Source organism: Pseudodesulfovibrio karagichevae, assembly GCF_041414475.1.
In the GTDB taxonomy this organism is placed as follows: domain Bacteria; phylum Desulfobacterota; class Desulfovibrionia; order Desulfovibrionales; family Desulfovibrionaceae; genus Pseudodesulfovibrio; species Pseudodesulfovibrio karagichevae.
Genome location: NZ_JBGLYH010000029.1, coordinates 1 through 18,212 on the forward strand (window position 1 = coordinate 1; position 18,212 = coordinate 18,212).

The 18,212-nt window shown below is 65.5% G+C and carries 17 protein-coding genes; 7 read left to right on the plus strand and 10 right to left on the minus strand.

Annotated features, from left to right (window positions below):
* Positions 1-179: 179 nt before the first annotated feature.
* Genes AB6M95_RS11025 through AB6M95_RS11035 form a run of 3 tightly spaced genes read right to left on the minus strand, consistent with a single transcriptional unit; the run spans position 180 to position 4,001 of the window.
* Positions 180-1,088, minus strand: a complete 909-nt coding sequence (locus AB6M95_RS11025) for a CPBP family intramembrane glutamic endopeptidase (protein ID WP_371386804.1) — start codon at positions 1,086-1,088, stop codon at positions 180-182.
* Positions 1,081-2,253, minus strand: coding sequence for a class II aldolase/adducin family protein (locus AB6M95_RS11030; protein ID WP_371386805.1), 1,173 nt, complete (start codon positions 2,251-2,253; stop codon positions 1,081-1,083). The genes AB6M95_RS11025 and AB6M95_RS11030 overlap by 8 nt, the downstream gene beginning before the upstream one ends.
* The gene (locus AB6M95_RS11035) at positions 2,250-4,001 is read right to left on the minus strand and encodes an aldehyde ferredoxin oxidoreductase family protein (RefSeq protein ID WP_371386806.1); all 1,752 of its coding nucleotides are present in this window, start codon (positions 3,999-4,001) and stop codon (positions 2,250-2,252) included. Before AB6M95_RS11035 ends, AB6M95_RS11030 begins: the two co-directional genes overlap by 4 nt.
* Before the next feature lie 92 nt (positions 4,002-4,093).
* On the opposite strand from AB6M95_RS11035, the gene AB6M95_RS11040 reads away from it, so the two are divergent.
* Positions 4,094-4,621, plus strand: coding sequence for a tetratricopeptide repeat protein (locus AB6M95_RS11040; RefSeq protein ID WP_371386807.1), 528 nt, complete (start codon positions 4,094-4,096; stop codon positions 4,619-4,621).
* 76 nt (positions 4,622-4,697) lie between these two features.
* On the opposite strand, the gene AB6M95_RS11045 is transcribed toward AB6M95_RS11040, so the two are convergent.
* Positions 4,698-5,165, minus strand: coding sequence for a hypothetical protein (locus AB6M95_RS11045; RefSeq protein WP_371386808.1), 468 nt, complete (start codon positions 5,163-5,165; stop codon positions 4,698-4,700).
* A 210-nt stretch (positions 5,166-5,375) separates the two neighbouring features.
* Between AB6M95_RS11045 and AB6M95_RS11050 the strand changes: the two genes are divergently transcribed.
* On the plus strand, positions 5,376-6,662 hold the full coding sequence (locus AB6M95_RS11050; protein ID WP_371386809.1) for a DUF401 family protein: 1,287 nt from the start codon (positions 5,376-5,378) through the stop codon (positions 6,660-6,662).
* A 114-nt stretch (positions 6,663-6,776) separates the two neighbouring features.
* Entirely contained in the window at positions 6,777-7,157 is a 381-nt protein-coding gene (locus AB6M95_RS11055) for a pancreas/duodenum homeobox protein 1 (RefSeq protein ID WP_371386810.1), read from the plus strand.
* A 74-nt stretch (positions 7,158-7,231) separates the two neighbouring features.
* Here AB6M95_RS11055 and AB6M95_RS11060 read toward each other — a convergent pair whose 3' ends face one another.
* Complete coding sequence (locus AB6M95_RS11060) at positions 7,232-8,161, minus strand: 4Fe-4S binding protein (protein ID WP_371386811.1); 930 nt, start codon at positions 8,159-8,161, stop codon at positions 7,232-7,234.
* A gap of 124 nt (positions 8,162-8,285) precedes the next feature.
* Between AB6M95_RS11060 and AB6M95_RS11065 the strand changes: the two genes are divergently transcribed.
* Both AB6M95_RS11065 and AB6M95_RS11070 read left to right on the plus strand, forming a co-directional pair.
* A complete protein-coding gene (locus AB6M95_RS11065; protein ID WP_371386812.1) occupies positions 8,286-8,702 on the plus strand; it encodes a YidH family protein in 417 nt (138 codons plus the stop codon).
* A gap of 12 nt (positions 8,703-8,714) precedes the next feature.
* Entirely contained in the window at positions 8,715-9,653 is a 939-nt protein-coding gene (locus tag AB6M95_RS11070) for a DMT family transporter (protein ID WP_371386813.1), read from the plus strand.
* Here the strand turns inward: AB6M95_RS11070 and AB6M95_RS11075 are convergent.
* From AB6M95_RS11075 to AB6M95_RS11095, 5 genes are all read right to left on the minus strand, one after another.
* A complete protein-coding gene (locus AB6M95_RS11075; RefSeq protein ID WP_371386814.1) occupies positions 9,650-10,702 on the minus strand; it encodes an ABC transporter ATP-binding protein in 1,053 nt (350 codons plus the stop codon). The genes AB6M95_RS11070 and AB6M95_RS11075 overlap by 4 nt on opposite strands.
* Entirely contained in the window at positions 10,699-11,490 is a 792-nt protein-coding gene (locus AB6M95_RS11080; protein ID WP_371386815.1) for an ABC transporter permease, read from the minus strand. Before AB6M95_RS11080 ends, AB6M95_RS11075 begins: the two co-directional genes overlap by 4 nt.
* Positions 11,491-11,529: 39 nt before the next feature.
* On the minus strand, positions 11,530-12,510 hold the full coding sequence (gene wtpA, locus AB6M95_RS11085; RefSeq protein WP_371386816.1) for a tungstate ABC transporter substrate-binding protein WtpA: 981 nt from the start codon (positions 12,508-12,510) through the stop codon (positions 11,530-11,532).
* Positions 12,511-12,734: 224 nt separating this feature from the next.
* Entirely contained in the window at positions 12,735-14,582 is a 1,848-nt protein-coding gene (gene typA, locus AB6M95_RS11090; RefSeq protein WP_371386817.1) for a translational GTPase TypA, read from the minus strand.
* 129 nt (positions 14,583-14,711) lie between these two features.
* Positions 14,712-15,671 (minus strand): hypothetical protein, encoded by a 960-nt coding sequence (locus tag AB6M95_RS11095; RefSeq protein WP_371386818.1) that lies wholly within the window; start codon positions 15,669-15,671, stop codon positions 14,712-14,714.
* 230 nt (positions 15,672-15,901) lie between these two features.
* On the opposite strand from AB6M95_RS11095, the gene aspA reads away from it, so the two are divergent.
* The gene (gene aspA / locus AB6M95_RS11100; RefSeq protein WP_371386819.1) at positions 15,902-17,311 is read left to right on the plus strand and encodes an aspartate ammonia-lyase; all 1,410 of its coding nucleotides are present in this window, start codon (positions 15,902-15,904) and stop codon (positions 17,309-17,311) included.
* Between the two features lie 137 nt (positions 17,312-17,448).
* On the plus strand, positions 17,449-18,189 hold the full coding sequence (locus tag AB6M95_RS11105; RefSeq protein ID WP_371386820.1) for a septal ring lytic transglycosylase RlpA family protein: 741 nt from the start codon (positions 17,449-17,451) through the stop codon (positions 18,187-18,189).
* The last annotated feature ends 23 nt before the right edge of the window (positions 18,190-18,212 follow it).

Here is an 18,212-nt window from a genome sequence, read left to right on the forward strand (position 1 = left end):
CTCGGCGTCCTGCCCGCCACCGGTTCCGGGGGCCTGATCAGGCCCCCGGAACCGGTGGACGAACAATAAAAGTGTTACCCATGTACCCGGGCAGAACTGTTACCCATGTTTCCGGTTGCACAGGGAAACCTTTTCTCAAAGGGTTCCCTTCTCCCCTTCCCCCGGCCGCCGGAGGCGTCTTAGCTTCTCAATCTGCGGAGCACGGCGATGGTGATGCAGGTCAGGGCGGTCCAGACGAGGACGCCGGTCAGGCCCATGGCGCCGCCGAGGAGCGGGTGGGCGTCGGGGAACATCCAGGTCCAAATGCCGTAGCCCTGGGCGTTGGCCGCGCCGTGGAGGAATCCGGCCAGGATGGAGGAGCGGTAGTGCAGGGTCATCTCGTTGAGGAACGCGCCGAAGGCGAGACAGATGAGGCACATCATCAGGATGCCCTGGCCGGGCTGGCCGGGGTAGTTGAGCCCGGCCCATATCAGGGGGGCGTGCCAGAGGCCCCAAAGCAGGCCGAGTACGAGGTAGGCTGCGGGCTTGCCCAGCGGCATGAGCCGGGGCAGCAGGAATCCGCGCCAGCCCAGCTCCTCGCCCAGGCCGAAGACGAAGTTGATCAGCGGGCCGAGGAAGATGGACAGGGGCAGCATGACCCGAAGGGCCGTGTTCTGACCGATGGGCGTGCCGGAGAGTGCGGAGAGGGAGTCTAGATTGGGGTCGAATCCCGAGAGACCGGCACTCCATGTTATGCCGTACATGATCGCATAGGCCAAGGGGATGAGGGCAATGCCGAGAAAGTAGGGGCCTACGGACCCCAGGCGCAGGGAGAGGGCCGGGACCAGCCCGCGCGGGCCGGTCCGCTCCATGAGCAGGGTCACGAGGAGCGCGGCCAGGCCGGGAATCCACATGACGCCCAGGAGCCACAGGGCGGGCGCGGACTGGCCCACCAGGTCGTCGAAGCGCAGGCCGTCGGCGATGAGCGCGCCCTCCACCCCCCAGGTGGCCGCGAAGGTAACCAGCACATAGGCCAGGGCCGGGCCGGGCCGGAAGGGGCCGAAGTCGCGGTTTGGCGAACGGTCGGTGACGGCGCTCGGATCAGACATATTGGGCCAGCCTCTCGAAATAGAGGTCCCGGCAGCGGTTTTCGATCTCGAGCAGCCGGGCGAAGGGGGCGTTGAAGTCGTTGTTTCCGGCGGTGAACAGGCCGTGCCCGTGGACGATGGCCGCGCCGTTTGCCGCCATGGCGGGCGGCAGGGTGTGGCACAGCCCGGTGGGGCCGGTGCCGACTTCGCCGGGCACGATGGGCACGCCGTCCACGGTCCGGCATTCGGTGCAGTGGATGTGGCAGTGGCCCCGGTTGGGGCAGTCGTCGCGCTCGCAGTCCATGGACATGACCACCGAGAATTTCGGGTGGCCGTGCAGGATGCAGTCATAGGCCGAGCGGCGGTAGACGTCCTCGTGGGCGGACAGCTCGCTCGACGCGGTCAGCCCGTTGGTGGTGGAGCCGTCCATGGGGCACGGGTCGATGCACCCTTCGAGTTCGTCCAGGGAGCTGCCGGTCTGCGAGATGTAGATGGTCCCGTCCAGCCTGTAGGAAATATTGCCGAAAAACGAATCGACCAGACCGTAGCCCACGACCATGCGGCCCGCTTCGGCCATGGCCGCGACCACGCCGTCCCCGTCGACGAAGGGGCCGGGGGCCAGGCCGGGCAGGTCCGTGCGCGGCGCGGGCAGGAGGCGGACGACGCGGGAGAAGACGTCTATGTACTCGTCGTCCAGTTCGATGCGCCGGGCGCGGTTTAGGTAGTCCGAAAAGAAGAGCACGAAGGTGGAGAAGACCGCCGAGGAGACGGACACGAACGCCTGTTCCGGGGTGACCGTGCCACAGGCGGCCACGCCCTTGCCGGGGATCACGATGACCTTGCGCCGCTTGAGCTGCGCGGCCATGGCCTCGGCGGAGAAGTCGGCGCAGACCGGGATGTCGTGCAGGAAGGTCCGGGTCTCGGTGTCCTCGGGCCGGATGCCGTCCGGGTTGCGCGTGGCCAGGAAGTCCAGGATGGTCCGGTACGGCTCGGCCGGGCGGACGAACGCCAGGGAGTTGATGGACAGGCGCGAGAACAGCCCGGCCAGCACGCCGATGCGCGGGTCCTCGCGGTTCCAGACCAGCTCCGCGTCCAGGCCGCCTACCAGCGGCGCGTCCCGCCCGATGCCGGGGGCGAGCCCTTGGGCGGCCAGTTTGGCCGCGTATTTTTCGCAGAGGGCCTTCATCGGTCGAGCCCCAGCCGTTGCAGGGTCGCCGTGGTCGGGTCGCCGTTCTCGTCCAGGCCGCGCACGGCGTAGTAATTACGTCGGGCCTGGAGAAATTCCTCGCGGTCGATGGGCGGGACGGTCACGCCGCCGCCCGAGGTGCCGGGCTCGGTGAAGAACCGCTCGGGCAGGTCGTCGTCCAGGGCCCCGAAGCCGTTTTCCGCGTTCATGCGCCGTTCGTTCACGGTGGTGCGCTCGCCGACTTCGAGCAGGGATTGGACCGACCAGTCCTGGCCGGTGACCGCCGTGAGCGCCTTGGCGTACTCCTCCAGCCCGGCGGCCAGGAAGATGAGGCGGCAGGCGTTCATGGAGTCGCAGGCCGCGAGGGCGTCCTCGGCCAGCTTGATGATCCGCGCCTTGCCGCTGAAGGTGAAGCGGTCCGTGGCCACGGGCTTGCGCAGGACCTCGTGGCTGATGGGGTAGGCGCGCTGGTGGCAACCGCCCCGGGTGGATACGGCGTAGGCCAGGGCCAGGCCGTAGCCGCCGCGCGGGTCGAAGGCGGGCAGTTCCAGCCCCTTGACCGCCATGGCCGTTTCCGGGCGGCCGCACGCCTGGGCCAGGTTCAGCGCCCCCTTGGCCAGGTCGCCGCCCTCGGCCATGGCGCGCAGGGACGAGATGAGCGTCTTGTCCGTGTAGTCCCTGCCGGTGATCTCGCGCAGGCAGGCCAGGGTCGAGGCGGCCGAGATCGGGTCCAGGCCGAGCTTTCCGCACAGGTCCGCCGCCTCCATGGCCGCCTCCGGGTCCGCGTTGCCGATCAGCGCGGTGAAGTGGGCCATGGTCTCGAAGCCGGGCAGGCTGCGTCCGTCCAGGGCGATCTTGCGGCAGCGGATGTGGCAGCCGAGGCAGCCGTGGTCGCGCGGTTTGTACCGTTCGGCCAGGGCCGCGGCGTTGATCTCGGCCCTCTGTTCGAAAAAGGTCTTATGGAAATTGTCCGTGGGCAGCATCCGCCGCGAGTTGATCAGGTCGAACAAGGCCCCGGTGCCCCAGCGCGAAAAGCCGTGTTTGCCCATGAGCACGGGGGAGGCCATGGTCAGGCGGACGATGGCCTCGCGCGCCTCCTTGAGGGCCGCCGGGTCGTGGACCCGGACCTCGCCGGTGCCGCGCACGGTCAGGTATTTGAGATTCTTGGCCGCCCAGACCAGGCCGAGGCCGCCTCGCACGCCGCCGTGGCGATGGTCCACGGCCACCGACCCGAGGAGCGAGCCGTTTTCGGCGGCCGGGCCGATGCAGGCCAGCGAGGTGTCCTCGGGCATCCGCTGTTCCAGCCCGTGCAGGACCGCGTCCGTGTCCCGGCCCCACAGGGAGGTCTCGACCACGCGCACGTCATGGTCGTCGATCTCGATGCCGCAGGGCTTCTCGGCACGTCCGGTGATGACCAGCCCGTCGTATCCGGCCTTTTTCAGCCGGGTGGGCAGGCCGCCGCCGATGGACCCGTCGCACACGGTTCCGGTCAGGGGCGAGCGGGACAGGATGGTGCCGCGCCCGGAGGTGGGCGAGTCGGTCCCGGTCAGGGGGCCGGTGAAGATGAGCAGGGGCAGCTCGGGGTCGGTGTATTCGCGGTCGGCGAAGGGGTGCAGGTAGTGACCGGCCAGCCCCCGGCCGCCGAGATACCGCTCGTAGACGGTCTCGTCCGGGTGCTCGGGTGTGGCCGTGCCCGTGGTCAGGTCGATATGGAGGACCGTGCCGGTCCGGCCGTAAAATTCGTCCATGGGGGAGAATCTTCCATGAACCGCCTGAAAAGGCAACCGGTTGCCGTCTTGACGATGCGGGTGAATCGGGTATTCTGCGGACCGGAGGAAACATGGCCGAAAAGAAGATCGACAAATCCCGCCGCAACTTCCTGTTCGGTGCCGTGCGCCGCATCAGGAAAGAGGACGACCAGCCCGTGGCCTCGACCGCCCGTGGCATCGACGTGGTCAAGGCGGCCAACGCGTTGTACGTGGACCGGAAGTGGGAGGAGGCGCGCCTCAAGTACAAGGAATGCCTGGAAGAGGATAAGAACGACGCGGACGTGCGCTACCGGCTCGGGGTCTGCTCCTACCGGCTCGGCATGTACCGCCAGGCCAAGCTCGAATTCGAGCGCACCCTGCGTATCGACCAGACCTACCAGGACGCCTTTCTCTATCTCGGGCTGACCCTGGTCCGCCTGGGGCGGCCGGACAAGACTCCGGGTGTGTGGTCCCACTATTTCAACCCGTCCGCCGTGAAGGTCATGCGCGAGCTCAACCTCCAACTGGGGCTCATCGAGAGCCACCAGCCCGACCCGGACGAGGACATCGCCCTGGCCGTGGAAAAGGCCATTGCCGAGTCCGGCGACGCCGTGGGCTGATCCCCCCCCGTGCCCGGACGCGAAAACGCCCCGTCACCGTTGAGTGGCGGGGCGTTTTCGCGTCCGGAAAGGGCGCTCAGCAGTTGCCCTTGAGCTCGTCGTCGCCCATCTGCTGGGCGATCTTCGCCATCTGGGCGCGGAGGTAGCTGGCGGCCACGTCGCCCATGTCGTCCTGCCCCGTGCCCTTCATGCCGTGCTGGCGCAGGTCCTCATCGATCTGCTTCTCCATGCGCCCGGACTCCAGGAACATGACGTAGGCCAGGACCAGGGCGGCGTTGTTGTCGTCGGAACCGTCGCAGAGAAGCTCGATATTCTTCGCGTCCACGGTTTCGAGCAGCCGGTCGATGAACAGGGTGATCCACTTCTCGTAGAGTTCGTGCATGATGGGCGGAATCAGGCTGGCCACCTGCTCCGAGGCGTTGCCCGCCGTGCCGGTCACGGCCATGAATTCGTTCAGGGCCTCCAGCCTGCGGTCTTCGTCCTGCTCCTCGACCTTGCCGATGATGGTGGCGAAAATATGGGCGCGTATCTGTTTCTTGTTCATGCTCACGTTTCCATGTCTCTTGGTGGTGATGGGGCTTGCCTGCGACACTCTCTGTAACGCAATGCGCCGGTCCGGGCAAGGGGCCGGAATCCTTCCCTGCCCGCTCGCTCCCGGCCGAGGCTGCGGCTTTTGCTTGCATTTTGGCCCTGAAGGAATGAAGCTGGTCCGGTCTCCGACATCGTCTTCGCCTCTACCCACAAGGATTTTCGCATGGATTCGCTGCTCGTCACCCTCGCTCCCTTTCTCAAGGTCCTTTTCTCCTTCCTGCTCATGCTGGCGGGCATGCGCCTGCGCATCGGCCTGGGGCTGGCCATCCTCATCGGCGGCGTGGCCATGGGGCTGCTCTTCGGCATGGGGCCGCTGCCCATCGCCAAGACCGGCGTCCTGGCCCTGACCCAGGATAAATTCCTCTTCCTGGCCGCCATCGTCGGCCTCATCCTGATCCTGAGCGACGCCATGGAGCGGTCCGGCCAGTCCAAGCGGCTCATGGAGGCTCTGTCCGGCTTCCTGACCAGCCCGAGGCTCCGGCTCGTCTTTTTCCCGGCGCTCATCGGGCTGCTGCCCATGCCCGGCGGCGCGGTCTTTTCCGCGCCCATGATCAAGACCGTGTCTGAGGACATGCGCATCACCAACTCGGACCGGGCCGTGCTCAACTACTGGTTCCGCCACGTCTGGGAGCTGATCTGGCCGCTGTATCCCGGCATCATTCTGACCCTGGCCCTGGCCGACCTCCAGATCATCGACCTCGTCTCCTACACCTGGCCGGCCACCCCGATCATGCTCCTGACCGGCTGGTTCTTCTTCCTGCGGCCCGGCGTGCTCGGGGCCAAGGACCTGACCGTGCCCATGCCGCTGACCACCCGCAGCAAGTCCGCCGCCCTGCGCGAGGGGCTGCCCCTGCTCATCGCCATTGTCGGGGCCATCGGGCTCGAGACCTCCATCGCCACCTTCGCCCCGTCCGTTCCCTTCGAGTTCGGCGTGGTCGCCGCCCTGGCCGCCGCCGTGATCTGCGTCATGGTCCAGAACACCCAGCTCGGCCTGAACTTCCTGCGCCAGGTGCTGTCCAAGCGCTCCCTGTGGTCCATGATCTCCGTCATCTGCGCCATCTTCGTCTTCAAGGACATCCTCCAGGCCGCGGGCGTGGTCCAGGAAATGGCCCGCGTGGCGGGCGGCGACGCAGCCCTGTTCGCCTCGGCCGCGTTCCTGCCGTTCCTCGTGGGCATGGTCGCGGGCATCAACGTGGCCTTCGTGGGCGCGACCTTCCCGCTGCTGCTCGGCGTGCTCTCCTCCCTGGGCATGCAGGACCAGACCATCCCGTATATCGTCCTGGCGACCTTCTGCGGTTTCACCGGCGTGATGATCTCGCCCATCCACATCTGCTTCATCCTGACCTGCGAGTACTTCCAGTGCGACCTGGGCCGGACGTGGCGCAAGGTGGTGGCCCCGTGCCTCATCTTTCTGGCCTCGGGGGTGGCCCTCTTCTTTCTCTATGTCTAGCCTTGCCCGTGAACCCGCGCCGGAGCGTCTTGCCCGGTAAGGGTTTTTTAGGTACACACGTGGCCTTGCCCGAGTCGGCGTTCCAACAAACCATCCGCTTCTGGGGGACCGTTCATGAGCCCATACGGCCATATCTTTACCGAGGACACCTTGCAGACCATCTTTCCGGCAGAGCGCACCGAGGCCTTTTTCGAGGCCCTGTTCGGCGACGCCGAGGAAGGCAGCTACGACATCGCCCTGGCCTTTGCCGGGAACCGTGGCCAGGACCTGGATTTCGAACTCAAGCTCATGCAGCGCCCCGGCAAGTGCCTGGCCTGCAACCTGACCTACGGCCTGCCCCAGGTCTTTTCCCGGCATCCGGTCATCAACATGAACGGCATCGCCGACGCCGTGGCCCGGGCCGCCGGGGTCCCGTCCGCCGTGTGGAAACTCGGCAACACCCGCGAAATCTCCCGCGAACTCCACGTCATCCCCCTGACCATCACCCTGGGGTGAGGCATTCAAGCCATGGACACGAAAAAAGGCGCTTCAAGCGCCTTTTTTCGTGTCCCGATACCCGGATAAAACCGCTAATGCAGGGCGTCGATCTTGAGGGGTTCTCCCTTTTCAGGGGCCAACCGTAATGTGATGGCGTCCTTGCTGCAGGACAACGTGCACACGCCGCAGCCCATGCAGCGGTCCTCGCGGATGTAGGCGCCTTCCTTGTTGAAGCCGATGGCCTTGAACTGGCATTTTTGGGCGCAGGTGCCGCATTTGGTGCACAGGTCCTGATCCACCTGGGCGAGGTAGCCCGATGAGCAGAGCATGGGGATGCCCATGGCGTGGGCCTTCATGGCCCCGCAGCAGCAGGAGCAGCAGTTGCAGATGGCGTAGAACTTGCCGAGCGCGATGTCCTTGAAGAAGGCGTGGGACACGTGGCCGCGCGCCTGCTCGGCCTTGACCACGGCCACGGCCTCGTCGGCGGTGATGGCCCGCGTCTTGTCCGGGTGGTGTTCGAGCATGAAGGTGGCGAAGGGGTCGCCAATGAGGATGCAGACGTCCGTGGGCGTGCACGGGTTCTTCATGCCCGCGCGGCAGGGGCAGTTAAGGAGGACGATCTTTTCCGGGTTGTCCAGGATGATGTCGCGCGCCCGGGTGTAGGGCAGGACGGTCTCGGGCAGGGCGGTGTTCACCGGGCGGTCGAGGCGGATCAGTTTGGTGGCCTCGTTCAGCGGCATGGCCTTGCCGTGGTAGGCGTCGCTCCAGGTGGGCCTGGTCTGGTCGGGGTCGCCGGAGCGGTGGGCGTCGGTCTCGGTGAACGGGTGGACGCGGTCGATGATGAAGACCAGTGGGACCCACAGCCACCGCCACCACGGGTTCTTGTCCCCGGCCAGGCCGATGTAGTGGTAGCACCACCGGCCGTAGACGTAGCCGTGGATGAAGTCGAACAGGGACATGCCTTTTTCGCGGCATGCGCGGTAGTAGTCGCGGGTCGATTGCTTGACGAAGGGTGTTCTCATGGTCGATTCTTGCCCTGTATGTGTGTAACAATTATGATAATAGTACCGGTTGACGGGACAAAGTCAACGTTGAGGCAGGGACATTTGGCAAAGAATCTGGTAGGTCGGGCTGCGGAGGCAACAGATGACTGACAATCGTTCCGAAGATCTGCGCACCGAATTGGCCCGCGAACGCAACGTCCTGGCCCGCGAGCGCTGCGACATGGCCGTGAGGCGCACCCGTCTGGCCAACCGCCGGACCTTCCTGGCCTGGTGCCGGACAGCCCTGGCCTTCATGACCTTCGGCTTCCTGCTGGAAAAGGTCGACACCTTCGTGGCCCTGCAGAAGGCTGCCGCGCCCGCGCGGGTGGTCTCGGACCTGGCCGTGCTCGGCAAGTTCGCCTTTGTGGGCGGCCCGGTGCTGGTGATCTTCGCGGCCATTCGGTACTATCGCCTCGAAAAGGAACTGGGCTTCGACTCCGGCGACCTCTACGTGGTCCCGGAGCTGATCCTGTTCGGCGTGATCATGGTCAGCGCCGTCATCTACCTGTTCATCGTCTAGCCGGTCGCGTCCATGTTCCGCATCATCTTCCTGGGCGTGCTCGCCGCGCTCTTCTTCTCCTCGACCTTCGTGCTCAACCGGGCCATGAGCCTGGAAGGCGGGCACTGGATCTGGTCCGCGTCCCTGCGCTATTTCTGGATGCTGGTCATGCTCTTCGGCTGGCTGGCGGCCACGGGCAAGGGGCGGCTGGCCATGGATTCGGTCCGGCTCTTCGCCCGGCACTGGGTGTTCTGGACCGTGGCGGGCTCGGTCGGGTTCGGCGTGTTCTACGCCTTGATCACTTTCAGTTCGGTCTTTGCGCCGGGCTGGGTGGTGGCGGCCACCTGGCAGACCACCATCCTGGCCGCGCCGCTGGTCCTGCTCGGCTTCGGGCGCAGGGTGCCGCTCAAGGCGCTGGCCCTGACCGCCCTGATCTTCGCGGGCGTGGTCCTGATCAACCTGGAGCAGGCCACCGAGTCCGGCCTGCATGAGGTCCTGCTGGGCGCTCTGCCCGTGCTGGCGGCGGCCTTCGCCTACCCCTTCGGCAACCAGCTGGTCTGGGAGGCACGGCGGGGCGAGAAGAGCTATCTGCCGCACATCGACCACCCGGCCATGGACGATCCCTTCTGCCGGGTGCTGCTCCTGACCATCGGCTCCCTGCCGCTGTGGCTCGCGCTCATCGCCGTGACCGCGCCGCCGCCCCCGTCCACGGGGCAGCTGATCCAGACGGCCATCGTCGCGGCCTGTTCCGGCGTGGTGGCCACCAGCCTCTTCCTGGTGGCCCGCAACACCGCCGGGTCCACGGCCGAGCTGGCCGCCGCGGACTGCACGCAGTCCATGGAGGTGGTCTTTTCCCTGGCGGGCGAGGCCGTTCTGCTGGGGCACGTCATGCCCGGCCTCCTGGGCTGGTTCGGCATCGCGCTGACCATGGGCGGGCTGATGCTCTACATCACGGTCCAGAGCCGGACCTAGTCGGTTTCGGGCATGTGATGGAGGTGTTCCCCGGCAAAGCCGACGGTCACCTCCGAGCCGCTCTCCAGCCCCCGGCTGAGGACCATGTGGCGGTCCACCAGGGCGGTCACGGCCTGGTCGCCGCAGCGCACCACGGCGGTCCAGGTGAACCCCTCGCGCTCCACGCGCTCCACGGTCCCCTTGAGGACATGCCAGTCCTGCGGAAAATCCTCGGGATTCCCCACGAACACGTCTTCGGGCCGCAGGGCCGCGAAGCCCTGCGCCCACACGGGCAGCTCGGGCAGCCCCTTGAAGGCATGCCCCGCGAAGGTGCAGCATCCTTGCGAATACCACGCCGGGAACACGTTGGTCATGCCCACGAAGGAGGCGGTGAACGGCGTGGCCGGGCGGCGGAAGATGTTGGCCACCGTGTCCTGCTGGTGCAGGCGGCCGTCCTTGATGACCGCGCCGCGCTCGGCCAGGATCATGGCGTCCGTGAAGTCGTGGGTGACCATCAGGAAGGTGGTCCCGGTGGTCTCGTGCACGTTCTTCAGGGTCCGCCTGAGCTCGCCCCGGAATTGCGGGTCCAGGGAGGACAGGGGTTCGTCCAGCAGGACCACATCCGGGCGGCAGGCCAGGGCGCGGGCCAGGGCCGTGCGCTGCTTCTCGCCGCCGGACAGGTGCTCGGGCCGCCGGTCCTCCAGGCGCGACAGGCTCAGGGCGTCGAGCAGGGCGCGGGCCTCGCGTCTACCGTCCTCCCTGCCGATGCCGTGGTAGCGCTGGCCGTACATGACGTTCTCCAGCACGCTCAGGTGCGGGAAAAGGGCGTGGTCCTGGTAGACCAGGCTGACCTTGCGTTCCTCCGGGGCCAGCCGGGTCACGTCGCGGCCGCCGATGACCACGGACCCCTCGTCGAGTTTGGTCAGCCCGGCCACGGACTCCAGGACCAGGGTTTTGCCCGAGCCGGTGGAGCCCATGAGAGCGAAAAATTCTCCGGGCCGGACGTGCAGGGAAACGTGATCCAGGGTGAAGCCGGGGTAGCGGAGGGTCAGGTCGGTCAGGCGGATCACGAATTCTTCCCTTTGGGCAGCGACAGGGTGCGGAGCAGCAGAAAGAAGACCATGCTGACCAGGATCAGGATAACGGCCACGGGCTGGGAGTATTGCAGGCCGTAGGCCGTGAACCGCTCGTACATGAGCACCGGGGCGACCATGGGGTGGTAGGCCACGATGATGATGGCCCCGAACTCGGACAGGGCGCGGGCCATGCACATGATCATGCCGACCAGCATGTAGCGCCAGCACAGGGGCAGGGTGATGCGGAAAAAGGTGGCCGCCGCGCCCGCGCCCAGGGAGCGCGAGACGTTCTCCAGCCGCCGGGGGATGGACTCCATGCCCGACTTGGCCGCGTTGACGTAGAAGGGCACGCCCACGAACACGAGCACGGCCACGATGCCCGTGGTCGTGCCCATGATCTCGATGCCCATGGATTGCAGCATCCGGCCGAAGGGGGTGTTCGGGCTGGTCAGGCCGAGCAGGGCGATGCCCACCACCGGGTGGGGGATCATGATCGGCAGGTCCACCAGGCTCTCGACCACCTTCTTGCCGGGGAACTCGTTGCGCGCCAGGAGAAAGGCCAGCGGGGTGCCGAAGACGAAGGCGATGAGCGCGGCGATGGCCGAGGTGGACATGGACAGCCAGACCGAGGCCATGACCTCCTTGTCGCCCAGGGTCTCGACAAAGACCTCCCAGGTCGGACTGGCCAGGGTGGTCAGCATGGGCAGGCCGATGAACAGCAGGACCAATGCCGCCGAGGCGAGCATCCAGCCGTGGAATATGCGGCCGGGGAGGGAGCGCATGAAGCCGCTCCCTCCCCGGAGGGTCGTTTCAGGCATGGGTTACTGGCCGACGGTCACCAGAGGCTTGAGGGAAGCGGGCATCTTGGCCATGCCTGCCTCGGTGGTGCGCACCGGGATGAACGGCGGCTGCCCCATTTCCTTGAGGATCTTCAGGCCGCCCTCGGGGTCGAACAGGTAGGCCAGGAAGGCGTCGGCGGCCTCGGGATTCGGGGCCTTGTCGAGCTTGGTTATGCCGTAGGTGATGGACGCGCCCACGCGGTCGATGAAGGTGCCGGGCTTCTTGCCGGTGACCTTGACCTTGGCGTTGGCGTAGAAGGCGTCCAGGGTGGAGTCGCCGAGGTTCAGGTGGTTGTCCAGGGTGATGTACTTGAGGTGGTGCTGAACGGCCACGGACAGGTATTCCCAGGCGTAGTCCATGTGCCCGGATTCGAGCAGGGAGACGAGCTCCACGGACTTGGGCCGGATGTTCTTCTCGGGCCGGTTGGCCAGGAACCGGTCATACAGGCCGGGGCGCTTGTAGAACTTCTCGGCCAGTTGCAGGACCATCAGGGAGCGGTAGCCCGCGGGGTCCAGGTTGGGGTCGGAGTGGCCCCAGACCACGCCCTTGCGCAGGAGGATGTCGGCCCAGTTGTCCGAGTTGATCTCACCCGCGAACTTGGACTTGTCCGTGTAGCACAGGACCATCTGGTTGGAGGCGAAGCGCACGTTCCAGGAAGCGAACTTGGGGATCAGGGTCTTGTCGATGACAACGTAGTCGGCCGAGGCCATGATGTCGGCGGGCTTGCCCACCTCGGAGATCATCCGGGCCATCTTGGTGGAGCCGCCCGCCTCGCGCAGGACGTCCACCTTGGGGTACTTGGCTTCGAAATTCTTTTCGATGGCGGCGAAGGGCACGGACAGGCTGCCCGCGTGGAAGATGATCAGTTTGCCGGACGGCTCGGCCTGGGCGGCGCCCGGCGCCGCGATCAGGACCAGGACCATGGCCAGGGAGACCATGAATGCGGTGATGCGGTGAGACATTGTCACTCTCCTTGAAAGATTGTGATGCGGTGTTTTTAGACTTGGACAGATTATGCTTACCACTGAATAATGTGTCAATTGTTCAGTTAATTTATACTATTAAAGTACGATATTGGGTCATTTCGAACCATGGGAAGGTGGGGCCGGGGCATTCCAACCCAAGGCTTGGGCACAAAAAAAGGCTGCGTCGAAACGCAGCCTTTCCTGTTGGCATTATGCTATTTTTAGCCGTTTTCCTTGCCCTTTTTCTTCTTCCCTTCCTCACGATGCCGCACCAGGGCCGAGAGCTCGGTCTTGCGCAGTCGGATGGACACGGGAGTGACTTCCACTTCCTCGTCGTCCTTGATGAAGTTCAGGGCGTATTCCAGGGTCATGGGCTTGACCGGGGTCAGGACGACGGCCTCGTCCTTGCCCGAGGCGCGCATGTTGGTCAGCTTCTTTTCCTTGGCCGGGTTGACGTTGATGTCGTTCTCCCGGTTGTGCTCGCCGATGATCATGCCCTCGTAGATGGGGTCGCCGGGTACCACGAAGATGCGGCCGCGCGGCTCCAGGTTGAACAGGCCGTAGGCCACGGCCTTGCCGGAGCGGTCGGCCACCAGGGAGCCGGTGTAGCGGGAGGTGAACTCGCCACGGTATTCACCGTAGCCCTCGAGGTAGGAGTTCATGATGCCCGTGCCTTTGGTGTCGGTCAGGAATTCGTCGCGGTAGCCGATGAGCGCGCGGGACGGGACAGAGAACTCCAGGCGGACCCGGCCGGTGCCGTGGTTGACCATGTTGGTCATGCGGCCCTTGCGGATCTGGATCTTCTCGGTGACGATGCCCATGAAGCTCTCGTCGCAGTCCACGTAGAGGTGCTCGATGGGCTCGGTCTTCTGGCCGTCCTCGTACTTGAGGATGACCTCGGGACGGCCCACGGAGAGCTCGAAGCCCTCGCGGCGCATCTGCTCCACCAGGATGGCCATCTGGAACTCGCCGCGTCCCTTGACCAGGTAGGCGTCGCGGCCGTCGGTGTCCTCCACCTGGATGGCCACGTTGAGCAGGGTCTCCTTGTGCAGGCGCTCGCGGATCTTGTTGGTCTGGACCAGCTTGCCCTCCTGGCCCGCCAGGGGCGAGGTGTTGATGCCGAAGCGCATGGACACGGTGGGTTCGTCCACGGTGATGCGCGGCAGGGCCTTGGGGCTTTCCTTGGTGCAGATGGTGTCGCCGATGTGCACGTCCTCGATGCCCGCGATGACGACGATGTCGCCGGGTTCGCAGGTGTCGGTGGGAACCACCTGGAGGCCGTCGTAGGTCTGGAGCTTGGTGACCTTGAGCGGCACGGTCCGGCCGCCGTCGGCGATGCACAGGAGCTGGTCGTTGGACTTGGCCACGCCGTGGTGGACCTTGCCGATGGCCAGACGGCCCACGTAGTCGGAGTAGGACAGATCGGAGACGAGCATCTGGAAGGGCTCGTCCGGGTCGTGCACCGGGCCGGGCACGTGCTCCACGATCATGTCGAGGAGGATGTGCAGGTTCTCGCCGCGCTCGTCCGGGGACTCCATGGCGATGCCGTCGCGGCCGATGGCGTAGAGCAGGGGAAAGTCGAGCTGCTCCTCGGAGGCGTCCAGGTCGATGAACAGGTCATAGATTTCGTTGAGGACTTCGGCCGGGCGGGCGTCCTGGCGGTCGACCTTGTTGATGACCACCATCAGGGAGAGCTTCTGCTCCAGGGCCTTCTTCAGCACGAAGCGGGTCTGGGGGAGCGGGCCTTCGGAGGCGTCCACCAGGAGGATGGCGCCGTCGGCCATGGACAGGGAGCGCTCCACCTCGCCGCCGAAGTCGGCGTGGCCCGGGGTGTCGATGATGTTGATCTTGGTGTCCTTCCAGCAGACGGAACAGTTCTTGGCGGCGATGGTGATGCCGCGCTCACGTTCCAGGTCCATGGAGTCCATGATGCGTTCGTCCACGTCCTGGCCCTCGCGGAAGAGGCCCGACTGCTTGAACATGGCGTCCACCAGAGTGGTCTTGCCGTGGTCGACGTGGGCGATGATGGCGATATTGCGAAGTCCGTTGTTGTATACTTTGTTGCTCATGGTTTCTCCGATAATATGTAATAGGCGCAAGTGCGCAGGGAAGCGGTTAACCGAAAGCGGGTCGGCTGGCAAGAGGAGATTTGGCGTCGGCCGGGAAAAGAGCGGGCTTTCGGCCCGCGCCGCGCCGGGTTATTGCGCGGGAGAGGGCAGGGCCCGGTGCCGGTCCACGGCGTCCTGGTTCAGGGTTTTCCAGCCCAGGCGGTCGCTCTCGTGAAAGCCCGTGGCGTCGAGCATGGCGCGTATGAATCCCTGGCGGCGGAGCTCCCTGAGCCCGGCCTGCAGGGCGTTGAAGACCGCCTGTCCGTCGGGATGGACGCGGGAGACCATGAAGTGGCGGCTCTCGATGAGCGAAAACCGGATGCCCGGCACGGGCACGAACCGTCTTCCCTCCATGACTCTCTCCATGCCCGGCTGGTTGCTGGCCTCCATGGGAATCCAGTCCGCCCGGCCCGCCAGGATCATCTTGATCAGGCACGGGAAGGTGGGTGCCTGGGCCAGATTGGTGATGCCCATGTCTCTGAGGACGCACCGGTCGTTGTCCCATACCGTGCCGATTATGCCCCGTCCGGCCCGGTTCAGGTCCTCCGCGCTACGCGCGGCCAGCACGTTTTTGTTCTCGGGAAGGCAGTAGAATAGCTTGTGAAATTCCCCCACAGGGGTTACGGGATCGCTGAGGTACAGGTCGCCGATGTCCTGCCTGTCGTTGAGGACGGAGGGGTCGAGCTGCTGGCCGGTCAGAACCGCCTCGCCGCAGATCACTTCCTCCACGGCGCGCCGGGCGTTGCTCGCCTTGACGAACGCAATGGGCCGGTCCATGCCGCCCAGGCGCAGGGCCCTGACGACGATGACCATTTCGACAGCGGTCCGGTCGTACCGTCCGGGCGGAAGGTCCGGGGTGACCTTGAGGGGATCGCCGCCGAAGCGGGACAGGATCTCCCGGTAGGAATCGATGATGGGCTGGTTGGCGGTCACGCATACCGGTTTGCCGCTTTCGGCGAGCCCCGGGAGCGTTGTCAGGCAGACTGCGGCGAGGGCGATGGCCGGGAGCGGACGGCGGAACCCCCTCAGGATGGCGGCGGGCGAAAACATGCCGCTGCTTTACATGTTTGAGGGTATATTGCAATGGTAATAATATCCCAGAATAGTGGTCGGAAATAGCGCCGCAAAGCAACGCCGCGCCGACCTGGAGAGAGGCTGGCATGATGCGGGAAAGCGGGGACGATCGGGTCGGATCGGACGAGCCGGAGGTCGGCATGTTGCCAATCAGTCCGGACGTGGAATACTGGTCAGCGCACTGTTTTCAGTAAGGGAGGAAATTCATGACCAAAATGCGGATTGAACACGACAGCCTCGGCGAAGTGGCCGTGCCCAAAGACGCCTACTACGGCGTCCAGACCCATCGCGCCCTGGACAATTTCCATATCTCGGGCATCCCCCTGTCCCACTACCCCCGGATGATCAACGCCCTGGCCTACGTCAAGATGGCCGCGGCCGAGGCTAACGCCTCACTGGGGCTGCTGGACGAGGACAAGTGCCGGGCCATCTGCCGGGCCTGCGAGGACATCCTGGACGGCAGGCTGCACGATCAGTTCGTGGTCGACGTGATCCAGGGCGGGGCGGGCACCTCGGCGAACATGAACGCCAATGAGGTCATCTGCAACCGCGCCCTGGAGCTTTTGGGCCACGCCAGGGGAGAGTACGAGCACCTCCACCCCCTGAACCACGTGAACATGTCCCAGTCCACCAACGACGTGTATCCTTCGGCCCTGAATATCGCTCTGATCATGGACATCCGCGAGCTCGTCGACGCCATGGACTACCTGCGCAAGGCGTTCAAGAGCAAGGGCGAGGAGTTCGCCGACGTCATCAAGATGGGCCGCACCCAGCTGCAGGACGCCGTGCCCATGACCCTGGGCCAGGAGTTCACCGCCTGGGCCGTGACCGTCGGCGAGGACATCCAGCGGATGGACGAGGCCCAGGCCCTGGTCCACGAGATCAACATGGGGGCCACGGCCATCGGCACCGGGCTCAACTCCCACCCGGACTACGCCCGCACGGTCACGGAAAAGCTCGTCCAACTGACCACTCTGCAACTCGTCTCCTCCCCGGACCTGGTGGAGGCCACCCAGGACACGGGGGCCTATGTCCAGCTGTCCGGCGTGCTCAAGCGCGCCGCCGTGAAGCTGTCCAAGATCTGCAACGACCTGCGCCTGCTCTCCAGCGGCCCGCGCTGCGGCATGAACGAGATCAACCTGCCGCCCATGCAGCCCGGCTCCTCGATCATGCCGGGCAAGGTCAACCCGGTTATCCCCGAGGTGGTCAACCAGGTGGCCTTCACGGTGGTCGGCCACGACATGACCGTGACCATGGCCTGCGAGGCCGGGCAACTGGAGCTCAACGTCATGGAGCCGGTCATCGGCTACTCCCTGTTCCAGTCCATGAACATGCTCCGCCGCGCCTGCCTGACCCTGGCCGACAAATGCATCCTGGGCATCACCGCCAACCGCGAGCGCTGCCGCGAGATGGTCGAGCACTCCATCGGCCTGGTCACGGCGCTGAACCCGTACATCGGCTACGAGAAGGCCGCCGAGATCGCCAAGGAGGCAATGAAAACTGGTGGTTCGGTGTACGAGATCGTTCTGGAGAAGGGCTACCTCAGCCGCGAGGAACTGGACGACATCCTCAAGCCCGAGAACATGGTCAAACCCCGTTACGTGCACCGGCCCTGATCGGCCCGATCGCCATCAAGGCCCGCCACGCATGACGATGCGCGGCGGGCCGTTGCTTTTTGCGCCCACTTCCTCTACGGTTTTTAGAGAAAATCGAGACAATCTCCCGTTCCCTGCCTCGGGCAGACGGAGGAAGCATGCGTCATCTCACAGCCCTTTTCATCCTGGCGGCCCTGCTGGCCCTGGCGGGATGCGGTACGGTCAATCCCTATCCGCAGCACGTCTATTCGGCGCCGCCCTCCAAGAATGGTCGGCTCGACGCCAAGACCAGGCCGTACACGGTCCTGGGCAGGACTTACTACCCGTTGCAGTCCGCCGACGGCTACGACGAGATCGGCCTGGCCTCCTGGTACGGCGCGGACTTCCACGGCAAGAAGACGGCCAACGGCCAGACCTACGACATGTACGGCGTGTCCGCCGCCCACAAGACCCTGCCCCTGGGGAGCCGGGTCCGTGTGACCAATCTGGAGAACAACCGCACCGTGATCCTGACCATCAACGACCGGGGCCCGTTCGTGAACGAGCGCATCCTCGACTTGTCCTACGGGGCGGCCAGGAAACTCGGCACCGTGCAGACCGGCGTGGCCAGGGTCCGGGTCACCTCCCTGGACGCGACCATAGTGCCCACGAGGCTTGCGGATACGCCCGGCAAGCTCTACAGTGTGCGCGTCGGAGCCTTTGCCGTGCGCGACAATGCGTTGCGCGTGCACAGGCAATTGCTGGCCCAGGGCTACAGCGGGGCGAACATCTCCGTGGTCGACCACGGCGGCCAGATCCTGCACATCGTCCAGGCCGGGAGCTTCAAATCCAGGGACCGGGCGGAGCGTGTCATGGAGGCCCTGAAGGACTCATTCCCGACCTGTTATATTATCAGTTGAAATTCGTGCGAAGTGGTGGCATA

Excerpts from the sequence above, each read along its gene's own strand:
- AB6M95_RS11025 (WP_371386804.1), bottom strand. The coding sequence starts at position 1,088 with ATGTCTGATCCGAGCGCCGTCACCGACCGTTCGCCAAACCGCGACTTC.
- AB6M95_RS11030 (WP_371386805.1), bottom strand. The coding sequence starts at position 2,253 with ATGAAGGCCCTCTGCGAAAAATACGCGGCCAAACTGGCCGCCCAAGGG.
- AB6M95_RS11035 (WP_371386806.1), bottom strand. The coding sequence starts at position 4,001 with ATGGACGAATTTTACGGCCGGACCGGCACGGTCCTCCATATCGACCTG.
- AB6M95_RS11040 (WP_371386807.1), top strand. The coding sequence starts at position 4,094 with ATGGCCGAAAAGAAGATCGACAAATCCCGCCGCAACTTCCTGTTCGGT.
- AB6M95_RS11045 (WP_371386808.1), bottom strand. The coding sequence starts at position 5,165 with ATGAACAAGAAACAGATACGCGCCCATATTTTCGCCACCATCATCGGC.
- AB6M95_RS11050 (WP_371386809.1), top strand. The coding sequence starts at position 5,376 with ATGGATTCGCTGCTCGTCACCCTCGCTCCCTTTCTCAAGGTCCTTTTC.
- AB6M95_RS11055 (WP_371386810.1), top strand. The coding sequence starts at position 6,777 with ATGAGCCCATACGGCCATATCTTTACCGAGGACACCTTGCAGACCATC.
- AB6M95_RS11060 (WP_371386811.1), bottom strand. The coding sequence starts at position 8,161 with ATGAGAACACCCTTCGTCAAGCAATCGACCCGCGACTACTACCGCGCA.
- AB6M95_RS11065 (WP_371386812.1), top strand. The coding sequence starts at position 8,286 with ATGACTGACAATCGTTCCGAAGATCTGCGCACCGAATTGGCCCGCGAA.
- AB6M95_RS11070 (WP_371386813.1), top strand. The coding sequence starts at position 8,715 with ATGTTCCGCATCATCTTCCTGGGCGTGCTCGCCGCGCTCTTCTTCTCC.
- AB6M95_RS11080 (WP_371386815.1), bottom strand. The coding sequence starts at position 11,490 with ATGCGCTCCCTCCCCGGCCGCATATTCCACGGCTGGATGCTCGCCTCG.
- wtpA (WP_371386816.1), bottom strand. The coding sequence starts at position 12,510 with ATGTCTCACCGCATCACCGCATTCATGGTCTCCCTGGCCATGGTCCTG.
- typA (WP_371386817.1), bottom strand. The coding sequence starts at position 14,582 with ATGAGCAACAAAGTATACAACAACGGACTTCGCAATATCGCCATCATC.
- AB6M95_RS11095 (WP_371386818.1), bottom strand. The coding sequence starts at position 15,671 with ATGTTTTCGCCCGCCGCCATCCTGAGGGGGTTCCGCCGTCCGCTCCCG.
- aspA (WP_371386819.1), top strand. The coding sequence starts at position 15,902 with ATGACCAAAATGCGGATTGAACACGACAGCCTCGGCGAAGTGGCCGTG.
- AB6M95_RS11105 (WP_371386820.1), top strand. The coding sequence starts at position 17,449 with ATGCGTCATCTCACAGCCCTTTTCATCCTGGCGGCCCTGCTGGCCCTG.